We start from the raw sequence: 11,997 nt of genomic DNA on the forward strand, positions 1-11,997 counted from the left end.
CACCGCGGCCCGCGCGGAAAGCAGCACCTCCGCTGCGGATTCGGCACCTAGACGTGGCGCACGGCAACCATCAACCGGGGCACCAGGGCGCCGGACTTTACTGCCGCCACCAGGTTTCCCATCCTGTCCGCCGGGTCCGCGCCCAGCAGGATGGGGGCGGCCAGGGGCGAGGGGGAGCGCCGGGAGGCTGCGTCGGCATCGGCCATGTGCTTGAGCACCGCGGCGCCGCGGTCGGTGTTTTCGGTGATGATGAACCCGGCCGCGCGCAGCTGGTCGAGGTAGCCCTCCTCGGTTTCAACATAGGACGCCGATGCGGCGTCGGCCCACGGCATGGGGTAGCCAACGGTGTTGGTGCCCATCAGGTCGTAGACCGCGAACACTCCCCCGGGACGCAGCAAGCGGTGCACCTCGGCGAACACCGCCGGCTTGTCGGCCACGTTCATGCCCACGTGCAGTATGGTTGCCGCGTCGAAGGAGCCGGCGGGCAGGCCCGTCTTGTGTCCCGGGGCAACCAGCATGGTGATGGAGCCGGCCATGGCGCAGGCGGCGTCAAGCTCCCTGGCCAGGACGACGAACTCCTCGGTGACGTCCACGCCGGTGACCACTGCACCCAGGTGCGCAAAGTAGCGCGCGGGGCCGCCGATGCCGCTGCCCACATCCAGCACCCGGGTTCCCAGCCCGATGCCCGCCGCCTGTGCCACCGCCGCGGTGGCGGCCCTGCCGCCGGTGTGCAGGTGGTCGGCTTCGCCGAGCTCCTCCGGTTGCAGGACCTCCGGTTCCAGCCCCGAGTCCCGCAGTGCGGCATGCAGCCGCTCGCGCAGGTTCCCCGTGGTGTAGCGGCTGATGGACTGCTCGGTGTCGCTCATCGCTGACTCCTTGCGACGTATGGGGGCGCACACCGCCCGCTTCTTCGCGGCCTGGCGTACCCATGGGGGGGTCTTTCCCATGATAGGCCCGGGGCACCGCCGCGTCACCGGTGGGCTCTACCCCAATTGGCGCTGTGCCCGGCGGGCCGGGAGCCGGCGCGGCTACGGGAGCAGGCGTTCGCCCCTGCCGATGCCAAGCACCAGGGCCGAGAGGGCCTGCCGGTCAACGACGTTCGGCTCCCCGGCGGCCAGCCAGTCCCCCACTTCCCGCAGGGCCATCTGGGCGGTGGCCAGCCGCGGGAGCTGGCCGGCGGCCTGGTTGTTGGTGAGCATGGCCGCCCCGTCGCTGGCGTGGAACACCGTCCAGCCGCGCACTTGGAGTTCGGGAAACAGCCTGCGGTATCCCGCCACGGCCAGCGGGAACCGGTTCCCGATGTCCGCCGGGTCTCGGCCAGGGCGTTGTGCCAGCAGCCTGCCCTGCCACCAAAAGTACTGGCCTCCGGGGCAGTGGATGGATTCGAGAAGGGCCAGGCGGTTGCCACAGAGCACGCCGTGGCCCACCTGCCGGTTCGGGTCCCCGGGGAATGCCAGCGGGTGGATCGTGCGGCTCCCGGGCAGCCGGTCCAGGTGCGCCAGCAACTGGCCGGTGAGAAGTTCCGCGGTGTCCGGGGACGGGCCGAACTCCCAGCCCGTGCGCTGGCGCACCTGTTCCGGATCCAACAGCCTCTTGGCCCGGGGGCGCCGTGGCGGGGCGGTCGTCGACCGGAAGGTTTCGACGCCCACCAGGTAGGCGCACAACCAGCCCAGCGGAACGGGGTTGACATTGGGTCCTCCGGCGAGCGCGGGAACCAGCAGTCCGCCGGCGTAGGCGAGGAACAGGACGTAGGGAACGCTCGACCAGGGTCCTGCGCGGCCGCCGGCCCGTGCCCAGGCACCCAGCAGCGCCGGCACCGGAACCAGGAGCACCAGCAGCAGGACGGTTGCCGCCGGTGCCCGGTTCCCCCGCGCGACGATCGCCGCCGGCACGCAGGCCAGCAGCATCACGATGGCCAGCAGCAGCCACGCACCGATCCGCCCCCATCCCGGCCCCCGCCGCCCGGGCTCGCGGATCCGCAGTGGCGGGTAGTCCCGCTGGTGCCAGCGCATGGAGGAGAGCCTGATCTCGCTGCGCGCGAAGACATCCAGGCCCGCCAGGTGCGCGGGATCCTGGTGGGCAAACCAGCGGGCGTTGGCCCGGGCGCAGGCTTCGCGGCGGGCCCTGGCCTTGTCGCGTTCGCGCTCCCGCCGGATCGCCTCGGCCGCGGCGGAACGCGCCCCGTTCTGCGCCCCGGCATCCCGGACTCGCTGCCCGTCCTGCCCGGGCTCGGCTTCCGCCCGGTCCCCGCGGATCCCGCCGGCGGTTCCCACGCCCAGGCCGAGGGTCGCGTCGTAGGCGGCACGCAGCTTCTCGTCCTGCAAGACCCGCAGCGCCTCGTTCAGGGCCTTGGCCAGTTCCTCGTTGCCGGTGGAAGCGTCGGGATGGTGTTCGCGCATTTGGGCGCGGTGGGCTGCCTTGATCACCGCAAGCGGTGCCGAGGAGAGAACCCCCAGAAGCGCATAGTGGCTGGCCCCGTTCATGTTCCCGCACCCCATTGGCCACTGCATCCCCAACAGACCATGCTGCCCCAAGCCCTCCGTTCGCGGTCCCCAAGACCGGAGTGTTGCATCCGTGATGTTCACCTGAACCTACCAACATGCGGCGCGTTTGTTTAGGGTTGCCGGCCATTGTCATTTTCGGCGGGCGATCCGGCCCGACTGCGCCGTGCAGGCACCGGCAGAACAGGCCGCCGGAGCGCCTGCCCGAGTGGATGCCGGAGACCGGGTGGATTACTGCACCATTGGCCGCCGGACGCGCAAGGCCATGTCGCGGGAATGGTGCGGCGTGGCCACCGATCCAGCTTTTGACTAGGTGCTCAAGGTTTTCCCAAGGTTACTTTGGAAAATGTGTGGACATGGGTACTGTTGCGGTTCGAACGCTGAGGCCGGCAACGGCCACACGTCGCTACCTCATGGTCCTCCCCCTCGGGTTGTTGTGCTTGCTCGCCATCGGACTTGGCTACTCGCTCAGCACGGCCAAGACCGCTCCCAGTGTGCAATTGGGTGCACCGGCGGAGATTCCAGGTGGCATCGCCATGATCACGGGCATTGTCCCGTTGGAGGTGGACGGATGGCAACCGCCCTCCCCCGTGACGGCCCTGCAGCACGATGCACAGGACGGCTCCCACCGGGTGCGCATCGAAATGCAGTTCACGGCCCTGGACCCTGCCGGTACCCGGCTGGATCCGGCAAGATTCATCGTCGACGGACTCGGATCGGGCCAACCGGTCCCGCTGTGGTCCTCTCCGGATGCAGCCTTTGTCCAAGAAGGTGAATCCGTGCGGGCCACCATGGTCTTCGAACTGCCGGACAAGGCGGTTGCCTTGGTGCTCGAAGGCCCTGACGGTGGCCGCCTTTCACTGGGGAAGGAACACCATTCAGGCGGTTGACCGCCTGACTTTCACGAAACACCAGTAAGAAACTTGGGGTAATTTCAATGTCCATTTCCAGAAGGGAATTGATCCAACTAGGCGGCCTTGGGGGCCTGGGGATCATCGGTGCGGGTCTGGTGACGGTGCCGATTTCCACCGTCTCCGCCAAGTCCGCGAGCCAGCTGCGCGCCGGTGACATGCCCAAACCGTACGCGGCCGCGTTCGCCAGGCCTCCGGTCCTGCATCCATCATCCGTCTCCACCGGAGTCGACGGCGCCAAGGTGAACCATTACCGGATCAGCATGCGCCAGGCTGTCGCGCAGATCCTCCCGCGCCAGACCACCAATATCCTCGGCTACAACGGCATCTTTCCCGGCCCCACCATCGAGCTGGACCAGGGCACCCGTGCGGTGGTGCATATGCGCAACCACATGCCGAAGAACCACCCGACGTTCGGCCACCTGCTGGCGACCTCCACGCACCTGCACGGTTCGGCGTCATTGCCACAATTTGACGGCTACGCCAGCGACGTGACGCTGCCGGGGTTCTACAAGGATTACTACTATCCCAATACCCAGGCCGCGCGCTCGCTCTGGTACCACGACCACGGTGTCCACTTCACGGCGCAGAACGTCTATTCGGGCCTCGCCGCGCTGTACATCATGCACGACGCGACGGAGCGGGAGCTGTTGCCGCAAGGCGCCTTCGACGTGCCGTTGATCATCAGCGACGCCATGTTCGCCGCCAACGGCGCCCTGGCCTACGACGACCGGGACCATTCCGGTCTGTGGGGCGACGTGATCCTGGTCAACGGCAGGCCCTGGCCGGTGATGAAGGTCCAGCCGCGGGTGTATCGCTTCCGCGTGCTCAACGCATCCATCTCACGCTCCTATCGGCCGACGCTGAGCACCGGGGACCCCATGTACGTGGTGGCCACCGACGGCGGGTTGATGCCGCGCAGCCAGGCAGTCAAGTACTGGCGCCACGGGATGGCCGAACGGTACGAGGTGCTGATCGACTTCAGCAAGTACAAGCCGGGGCAGCGCATTCAATTGCGGAACCTGTCCAATGCGAACAACCGGGACTATGACAACACGAACAAGATCATGGCCTTTGATGTCGTCGCACCCCCGAGCGAATCGGAGATGAAGCTCGACCCGAAGTGGAACTTCATTCCCACCACCCTGGCGGACAGCCACGTGATGGGACTGACCAAGGATGATGCGGAGGAAAAGCGCTACTTCCGGGTGCAGCGCGACGACGGGGTCGAACCCTGGACCATCAACGGAGTGACCTGGGAGGACGTCATCGCCAGCAACTTCAAGCTTGCCAGCGCGGATCCCAAACTGGGCTCCGTGGAGATCTGGGAAATCGAGAACAAGTCCGGCGGCTGGTTCCATCCGGTCCACATCCACCTCATCGATTTCCAGATCCTTAGCCGCAACGGCAAGCCGCCCGCGGCCTGGGAACGGGGCCCGAAGGACGTGGTGTACATCGGAGAAAACGAGAAGGTCAAGGTCATCATGAAATTCGGACCGCACATGGGCCGATACATGGTGCATTGCCACAACCTCCCGCACGAGGACCATTCCATGATGTTCCAATTCCGGGTGGGCCTGGGCGAAATGGATGAGGATGTCAATGACCCGATCCTTGCCGCACCGTGCCAGTTCGACACCGAAACCGGAGATGACTGAGCGTGGCCATCACGGACCGCCCCGGCGCGCCCGCCGCCCGCCGGCGCCGCCGGGTCAGGTTCACCGCCATCGCCGCCGCAGTGTTTGTGTTGGTGGCCCTGGCCTGCCGGCTCTGGATCCTGGAGCCGGTGGCGGTCCGGTCGGACAGCATGGAACCCACGGTGAAGGCCGGCAGCCTGGTGTTTGTCTTCAAGCCGGGGCCGGAGCTCTCGGGCGTGCATCCGGGTGATCTGGTGGTCTTCGCCTCCCCGGTGGACGGAACTCCCCTGATCAAGCGGGTCGTTGCCGTCGGGGGGCAACAGATCGAGGTCCAGGACGCGGTGCTGTATGTCGATTCGTCCCCGGTGGACGAGCCGTTCGTGGACCTGGCCACCATCGACGGGACCTACTACCCACGCACCGACGTTCCCGACGGGACCGTTTTCGTCATGGGCGACAACCGGGAGCGATCGATCGACTCACGGGACTATGGACCCGTTTCGCTCGAGGACATCGACGGGCTGGTCCTCGGAGCCAGGCACTGAGCCGCAATTCCCCCAGGTCCGCCTGTTCCCTGTCCGTGGCGGACCTGGCGGAGGCGATGTCACCCGAACATCCCTCTGCCATGGCCTTGGCCTGCCAACGCATCCGTTCATTGACCGCGCCCCGGACCGGGCGCATACTGGCGCCGTGGCCACTCGAATTTCACACCTGTTCAAACAGTCGTTCTCCGCCTTGCGGTACGAACCGTCAGCCAAGAGGGTCCGTGCGACGCTCGGTGGCCAACCCGTCGTGGACACCACGCACGCACTGCTCGTCTGGGAACCCCGGCGCATTGTGCCGATCTACGCCGTACCCGAATCCGACGTCCTGGCCGAGCTCACCGAATCCGCTGCCGAGGTCTCCCGCGTTCCGGAGGATGCGAAGGTACTAACCCCCGATGACGCCTTTGCCCTGCACACCGCGGAGGGCACCGCACTGGATGTCCGGGTGTCCGGGCATGCAGCGGATGCCGCAGCCTTTCGCCTTGCGGATCCCGACTTGGACGGCGCCGTGCTCCTGGACTTTTGGGCCTTCGACTGGCGCGAGGAAGACCAGGAGATCCATGCCCATCCGCGCGACCCGTTCCACCGGGTCGACATCGTTCCCTCCAGCAGGCATGTGCGGGTGGAACTCGATGGCATGGTGCTGGCCGAATCCGCCCACCCGGTCATGCTCTTTGAGGGATCCCTTCCGCCTCGCTACTACGTGAAGCCCGAGGAGGTGAGGTGGGACGCGCTGGTGGCCACCAAGACCATGAGCATGTGCCCGTACAAGGGAACCGCCAACTACTGGGCACCTGCAAGCGGGGGAAAGAACGTGGCATGGAGCTACGCTAAGCCGTTGCCCGAGTCCGCCGCACTGGCCGGGCTGGTCTGTTTCTACAACGAGCGCACCGATTTCCTGGTCGACGGAAAACGCCTCGGACGACCAAAGACACTCTTCGACTAGGCTCGTCCCCCGGAATCCGTGACGGAGAAGGACTCAATCGAAGCCGATGCGGAAGCGGCGCTCGATCAGGGGCGGGGTGAAGCGCGGGTCTTCCTTGGTGATCCCCGTCTCCCGCCACCCGTGGCGCAGGTACAGGTCCATGGCCCGCTGGTTTCCCTCGGCGACCCACAGATAGGCCTCGGAGTATCCCCGCTCCCGCAGCCGGCCGGCCGCCTCACGCAGGAGCACGGTTCCCAAACCCCGGCCCCAGCACTCCGGAAGCAGGTTCAGCGCGTAGAGTTCTGCGGCGTTCGCTGCAGCTTCGTCCCGCGGCTCCCCGAACTGGCAAAACCCCACCACGTCCCCGCCAACCACAGCGACGATCGGGCGGGAAACCGTTCCCCGGGCCAGGGTCCGCCCCCAGCTCCGGGCGATGAGGTCCACGTCCATGCTCTCCAGGAATGCGGCATCGATGATGCCTGCGTAGGCTGCGCGCCAGGCCGCAACCAGGGCCCGGGCGATGGCCGGGGCGTCGTCCTGGACCGCATCGCGCACCTCGACGAGAGGCGTATTCGGTTTCGCGACTGATTCCATGCCCGTCATCTTAGTGGGTGACTTTCCCGGTCCATGCGTCCGGCCAATCCCCCGCAAAATCCCCGGCGCACGGCCCTGCCGTAGAATTGCCGGGATGCCTTCCCGCAATCCGTACGGACGTCCTCACGCCCGCAACCACCCCATCCGACTGAGCCACATGACCAAGCCACATTTCCATTTCACTGTGTTCCTCGCCGCCGCATATCTGCTGGCTTTGGCAATGATCGCCTTTTGGCCGACGCCGGTGGATCGTCCTGTCAGCGGAAGCCTGAGCAGTATCATCGGGTGGCTGCACGCCCATGGTATGCCCTCGTTCTTCGGATACAACAAGTTCGAATTCGGCGCGAACATCCTGCTTTTCATTCCATTCGGTTATATCGCTGCGGCATGGACCAGGAAATGGTGGCACCCGGTGGCCGCGGGCTTCGCCGCGTCCTGCCTCATCGAGCTCGGCCAGGCACTGCTGCTGCCCAACCGCTTCGCCTCGCTCCTGGACATTGTGGCCAACACCGTGGGTGCCGCAGTGGGCACCTTCATCCTTGTCTTCCTGCACGCACGGCATGCGGAACCGCGACGCGATTCCCCGCCGGCCACCGAGCATGGACTGGGCACCCATCCCGATGACGAGATGGCCGGGAACCCGCCGGTCGGCCGGTGATTCCGGCCGCACACCAAGGCCCTGGCCCAAAAAGGAAGGGCAGGGTTTCACCGACTTGTCAGCGAAACCCTGCCCGGAGTGCCTGCAGCTTGGGGTCTGCGGCGTATCTCCCTTGGAAGGAACTGGAACTTGGGGGTAACCAGATCCTTCCGAAACGGTCCCGCACTTGGGGGAGGCAGGACCGGTAGTCAAGTGTACCCATGCCATATAGCGATGCGCCAATGCTTTGCAGTGTCACGTAGCCCACTGTTTGGGAACGCCTGCGCGAAACGCGGGATGGGGGTTTTCCCCCCGCCGTTGGCGCAACCGTGCGCGAGCACGAAGAAGGCCCCGGCACTGTCTTGCGATGAGTGAACTGCTCCCCGAAAGTTGGACTGAATAATTCAGATCCTTACTTTCGGGGAGTTTTTCATGCGTCAAAATAGTTCATTGACCGCCGAGCAGCGGCTGGCTGCCGTCGATCTTTTCGAGCAGGGAATCGGGCATAAGGCGGTATCCTCAAGACTGAACGCCGGTGAACACGCCGTTCGTGGGCTCGAGAAACGGTTCAGGATTTGGGGTAGGGCAGCGTTGGAAAGCAAACCGACCAATCAGGTGTATTCCTTCGAGTTCAAGCTCGCGGTCGTCCGCCAGTTCCTCGACGGCGAGGCGACGCTGATGGAGCTTGCCCAACGACACCGGCTCAGCTCCCCGAACCTTCTCAGGACCTGGGTCAGGACCTACCGGGAACAGGGCGAGGACGGGCTGCGTCCCAAGGCCAAGGGCCGTCCCAAGACCGCTTCCGGCGCCGAAGCGGGTGGACCCACCGAACTCGAGAAGCTGCGCCGCGAGAACCAGCGGCTGCAGGCGGAGAATGCATACCTAAAAAAAGTTCGGGCCTTGAGGAACCAACCACCGCGCTGAAAATCAGCGCGGTGATCGCCCTCAAGGCCTCCCACCCCTTGCCCCTGCTCCTGGCCGCTGCCGGGCTTCCCCGCTCCACGTTCTTCCACCGCCAGGCCGCGCTCAAGGCACCGGACCGGCACGCGGAGCTCCGCGCACGGATCCACGAGATCTTCACCAAGGCCATGGGCCGGTACGGGCACCGCCGCATCCACGCCGAATTGCTCGGCGGCGGGTGGCAGGTGGCGAAGAAGACCGTGCTGAAGCTGATGCGCGCCGAGGGCCTGGTCTGCAAGGTCCGCAGCAAGCGAAGGTATGCCTCCTACAAGGGCACTGTCGGCAAGGTCGCCGAAAACCTGCTGAAGCGCCAGTTCGACACCGAGGCACCGAACCTGAAGTGGGTGACCGACGTGACCGAATTCAAGATTGCCGACAGGAAGGTCTATCTTTCGCCGGTGCTGGACCTGTTCGACCGCTCGATCGTTTCCTACTCGGTGTCGCAGTCCCCGACCGTGGCCTTCGCCAACCAATCGCTTAGCGAGGCCATCGGGACCCTGGCCGCGGGCGAGGCGCCGATGGTGCACTCGGACCAGGGATTCCAGTACCAGCACGCCAGCTGGCAGAGGCTGCTGGCCGACGCCGGCATGACCCAATCCATGTCGCGCAAGGGCAACTGCCTGGACAACGCCGTGATGGAAAACTTCTTCGGGCACCTGAAGGAAGAGATGTTCCACCACCACGAACACACCAGCGTCGAGGCGTTCACCGCCGAGCTCGACGACTACATCCACTGGTACAACTATGACCGCATCTCGTTAACGCTCGAGTGCCTGAGCCCGATGAAATACCGGGCCCAGGCACTGGCTGCGTAGACTTTTACTTACCGAGTCCAACTTTCGGGGACCAGTTCATGAGCGAGACAGCGGCCGGGGCCTTCAAATCAGAGTGTGCCTTAGCGCGAACGGTAGTTCGGGGCCTCGACGGTCATCATGATGTCGTGCGGGTGCGATTCCTTCAGTCCGGCAGCGGTGATGCGCACGAACTTGCCGCGTTCCTTCAGGTCCGGGATGGTGCGTCCGCCGACGTAGAACATGGTCTGGCGCAGGCCGCCGACAAGCTGGTGGGCCACGGCCGAGAGCGGGCCGCGGTACGGGACCTGTCCCTCGATGCCTTCGGGGATCAGCTTCTCGTTGGAGGGCGCGTCCGACTGGAAGTAGCGGTCCTTGGAGTAGGAGGTGTTCTTGCCGCGGGTCTCCATGGCACCGAGTGAGCCCATGCCGCGGTAGGCCTTGAACTGCTTGCCGTTCATGAACACCAGGTCGCCCGGGGACTCGGCGGTGCCGGCCAGCAGGGATCCGAGCATCACCGAGTCGGCGCCGGCAACCAGTGCCTTGCCGATGTCGCCGGAGTGCTGCAGGCCGCCGTCGGCGATGACCGGGACGCCGGCCGGGATGGCGGCCTTGGCGGCCTCGTAGATGGCGGTGACCTGCGGGACGCCGACACCTGCAACGATGCGGGTGGTGCAGATGGACCCTGGGCCAACGCCGACCTTGATGGCGTCGGCGCCGGCGTCGATCAGTGCCTGGGCGCCCTCGCGGGTAGCGGCCTGGCCGCCGATGACGTCCACGTGTGCAGCCGCCGGGTCCTTCTTCAGGCGGGCGATCATGTCCAGCACACCCTGGGTGTGTCCGTTGGCGGTGTCCACGACCAGCACGTCGACGCCGGCCTCAACCAGCTTCATGGCACGGTCGTAGCCCTCGCCGAAGAAGCCGACGGCGGCGCCGACGCGCAGGCGGCCCTCGTCGTCCTTGGTGGCCAGCGGGTACTGCTCGGCCTTGTCGAAGTCCTTGACGGTGATCAATCCCTGCAGCACGCCGTCGTTGTCGACCAGCGGAAGCTTCTCGATGCGGTGCTTGCCCAGCAGCGCGATGACCTCTTCGCGGGACACCCCGACCCGGGCGGTGATCAGCGGCATGGCCGTCATGGCCTCATAGACCTTGGTGGTCATGTAGTTTTCGCGCGGCACAAAGCGGGTGTCGCGGTTGGTGATGATGCCCAGCAGCTTGCGGTTCTCGTCCACCACGGGCAGGCCCGAGACGCGGTAGTGCGCGCACAGGTCGTCCCATTCGGCCAGCGTCGCGCCCGGGTTCACCGTCACGGGGTTGGTGATCATGCCCGATTCGCTGCGCTTGACCTGGTCCACCTGGTTGGCCTGGTCATCGATCGACAGGTTGCGGTGGATGATGCCGATGCCGCCCTGGCGGGCCAGTGCGATGGCCATCGGTGCCTCGGTCACGGTGTCCATGGCAGCGGAAAGCAGCGGGATGTTGATGTTGATCCGCTTGGTCAGGCGCGTGGTGGTGTCAGCCTCCGAGGGGATCACATCCGTCGGGCCGGGAAGCAGCAAGACGTCATCGTAGGTGAGGCCTTCAAAGGCAAATGGATTGAACTCAGTCACGGGGGACCTTTCACGCCGGTGCGGGGATTGATTACATCCTAGAACGCTTCACTCCCAAGCGACATTCCCCCATGGTAGGTGTGGTGAACGCAACTCCCCCGGGCCGCTGCGCGCGACACCCTGCCCCCTAACCACTGACGCTTGGTGCGACGCCTGTCCCTCGTCCATTCCCTTCATGAAAAGAGCGCCGAGCGCCGCCCCCGGGAAGGCCAGGCTTGCGACCATCCACATCTGCATGGTCGTGCCGCTCCTTCTGATGCGTTGGGGCCAGCGACGGTGCCGAAAGTCCTCCACCGCCTGGGGGTTTCGATGCCGTCAAGGCCAGTTCAGGACGACGACGTCACGCTCGTCGTTGGCGGGAAGCGCCGCTGCGGCGGCGTATCCCGCCAACGGGGCCTGCAACTCGCACACCGAACCGCCGGCGGCGGGCCCACCGGAACGCGCCTTGAACAGCGCCTCCCGCCGAACCCACCCTGCCGCGGCTGCCGGGTCCTTCAGATCTGCGATCCGCTGCACGTCCACTCCGACCGGTCCCATGGTGCTGAGCGCCACGACGACGAGCACCCCGGAATGCGACACGGACACCCACGGCGCGGCCATCCCCGGGTTCATGACGCGGGGCGCGCCGTGAGGTGCGCCACATTCATTGCAGGTTCGGTCGATGGAGACGTCGGTCGGGGCAATGCCGGCATGGGAGGCGACGGCTACGCGGAGCAGCACTGCCCCCACCAGAAATCGGCCGCGGTCAGCAGGCCTTTCCAACGACTCCAGCCGGGCGCGTTCGGTGGGGTCGAGCATGTCCAATCCCCCGTGCCCGGCCGCAGTGAGCGAGGACCACCATACCTCCGCCATAAATTGCCTCATGCTTCTCTTGTCTACTTGCCTT

At 65.9% G+C, this 11,997-nt stretch carries 12 protein-coding genes; 7 read left to right on the forward strand and 5 right to left on the reverse strand.

Annotation, left to right across the window (positions count from 1 at the left end; all coding sequences use genetic code 11):
* Positions 1 to 47: 47 nt before the first annotated feature.
* Together ABD687_RS06105 and ABD687_RS06110 are read right to left on the reverse strand one after the other, a co-directional pair.
* Positions 48 to 866 carry a class I SAM-dependent methyltransferase gene (locus ABD687_RS06105; RefSeq protein WP_310292739.1) on the reverse strand — a complete coding sequence of 273 codons (819 nt, stop codon included), beginning with the start codon at positions 864 to 866 and terminating at the stop codon, positions 48 to 50.
* A 162-nt stretch (positions 867 to 1,028) separates the two neighbouring features.
* Entirely contained in the window at positions 1,029 to 2,483 is a 1,455-nt protein-coding gene (locus ABD687_RS06110) for a J domain-containing protein (RefSeq protein ID WP_310292736.1), read from the reverse strand.
* Between the two features lie 374 nt (positions 2,484 to 2,857).
* On the opposite strand from ABD687_RS06110, the gene ABD687_RS06115 reads away from it, so the two are divergent.
* From ABD687_RS06115 to ABD687_RS06130, 4 genes are all read left to right on the forward strand, one after another.
* A complete protein-coding gene (locus ABD687_RS06115) occupies positions 2,858 to 3,391 on the forward strand; it encodes a hypothetical protein (protein ID WP_310292733.1) in 534 nt (177 codons plus the stop codon).
* Between the two features lie 47 nt (positions 3,392 to 3,438).
* On the forward strand, positions 3,439 to 5,070 hold the full coding sequence (locus ABD687_RS06120; protein ID WP_310292731.1) for a multicopper oxidase family protein: 1,632 nt from the start codon (positions 3,439 to 3,441) through the stop codon (positions 5,068 to 5,070).
* Positions 5,071 to 5,072: 2 nt separating this feature from the next.
* Complete coding sequence (lepB, locus tag ABD687_RS06125) at positions 5,073 to 5,594, forward strand: signal peptidase I (RefSeq protein WP_264270884.1); 522 nt, start codon at positions 5,073 to 5,075, stop codon at positions 5,592 to 5,594.
* A gap of 247 nt (positions 5,595 to 5,841) precedes the next feature.
* Complete coding sequence (locus ABD687_RS06130; RefSeq protein ID WP_310292729.1) at positions 5,842 to 6,540, forward strand: DUF427 domain-containing protein; 699 nt, start codon at positions 5,842 to 5,844, stop codon at positions 6,538 to 6,540.
* 33 nt (positions 6,541 to 6,573) lie between these two features.
* Here ABD687_RS06130 and ABD687_RS06135 read toward each other — a convergent pair whose 3' ends face one another.
* A complete protein-coding gene (locus ABD687_RS06135) occupies positions 6,574 to 7,113 on the reverse strand; it encodes a GNAT family N-acetyltransferase (RefSeq protein ID WP_310292726.1) in 540 nt (179 codons plus the stop codon).
* 157 nt (positions 7,114 to 7,270) lie between these two features.
* On the opposite strand from ABD687_RS06135, the gene ABD687_RS06140 reads away from it, so the two are divergent.
* The 3 genes from ABD687_RS06140 (at position 7,271) to ABD687_RS06150 (ending at position 9,525) form a co-directional block, all read left to right on the forward strand.
* A complete protein-coding gene (locus tag ABD687_RS06140; protein ID WP_310292723.1) occupies positions 7,271 to 7,771 on the forward strand; it encodes a VanZ family protein in 501 nt (166 codons plus the stop codon).
* A 411-nt stretch (positions 7,772 to 8,182) separates the two neighbouring features.
* Entirely contained in the window at positions 8,183 to 8,674 is a 492-nt protein-coding gene (locus ABD687_RS06145; RefSeq protein WP_255257245.1) for a helix-turn-helix domain-containing protein, read from the forward strand.
* An 11-nt stretch (positions 8,675 to 8,685) separates the two neighbouring features.
* Positions 8,686 to 9,525 (forward strand): IS3 family transposase, encoded by an 840-nt coding sequence (locus tag ABD687_RS06150; protein WP_255257244.1) that lies wholly within the window; start codon positions 8,686 to 8,688, stop codon positions 9,523 to 9,525.
* 80 nt (positions 9,526 to 9,605) lie between these two features.
* Here ABD687_RS06150 and guaB read toward each other — a convergent pair whose 3' ends face one another.
* Together guaB and ABD687_RS06160 are read right to left on the reverse strand one after the other, a co-directional pair.
* Complete coding sequence (gene guaB / locus ABD687_RS06155; RefSeq protein WP_264271669.1) at positions 9,606 to 11,111, reverse strand: IMP dehydrogenase; 1,506 nt, start codon at positions 11,109 to 11,111, stop codon at positions 9,606 to 9,608.
* A 315-nt stretch (positions 11,112 to 11,426) separates the two neighbouring features.
* Entirely contained in the window at positions 11,427 to 11,975 is a 549-nt protein-coding gene (locus ABD687_RS06160) for a 4'-phosphopantetheinyl transferase family protein (RefSeq protein ID WP_310292720.1), read from the reverse strand.
* Between the last annotated feature and the right edge of the window lie 22 nt (positions 11,976 to 11,997).

It is taken from the genome of Paeniglutamicibacter sulfureus (genome assembly GCF_039535115.1).
Classification (GTDB): Bacteria; Actinomycetota; Actinomycetes; order Actinomycetales; family Micrococcaceae; genus Paeniglutamicibacter; species Paeniglutamicibacter sulfureus.

Bases quoted from the DNA above. Each gene is read 5' to 3' on its own strand.
- ABD687_RS06105 (WP_310292739.1), bottom strand. From the start codon at position 866: ATGAGCGACACCGAGCAGTCCATCAGCCGCTACACCACGGGGAACCTG.
- ABD687_RS06115 (WP_310292733.1), top strand. From the start codon at position 2,858: ATGGGTACTGTTGCGGTTCGAACGCTGAGGCCGGCAACGGCCACACGT.
- ABD687_RS06160 (WP_310292720.1), bottom strand. From the start codon at position 11,975: ATGAGGCAATTTATGGCGGAGGTATGGTGGTCCTCGCTCACTGCGGCC.
- ABD687_RS06135 (WP_310292726.1), bottom strand. From the start codon at position 7,113: ATGGAATCAGTCGCGAAACCGAATACGCCTCTCGTCGAGGTGCGCGAT.
- ABD687_RS06110 (WP_310292736.1), bottom strand. From the start codon at position 2,483: ATGAACGGGGCCAGCCACTATGCGCTTCTGGGGGTTCTCTCCTCGGCA.
- ABD687_RS06120 (WP_310292731.1), top strand. From the start codon at position 3,439: ATGTCCATTTCCAGAAGGGAATTGATCCAACTAGGCGGCCTTGGGGGC.
- ABD687_RS06145 (WP_255257245.1), top strand. From the start codon at position 8,183: ATGCGTCAAAATAGTTCATTGACCGCCGAGCAGCGGCTGGCTGCCGTC.
- ABD687_RS06140 (WP_310292723.1), top strand. From the start codon at position 7,271: ATGACCAAGCCACATTTCCATTTCACTGTGTTCCTCGCCGCCGCATAT.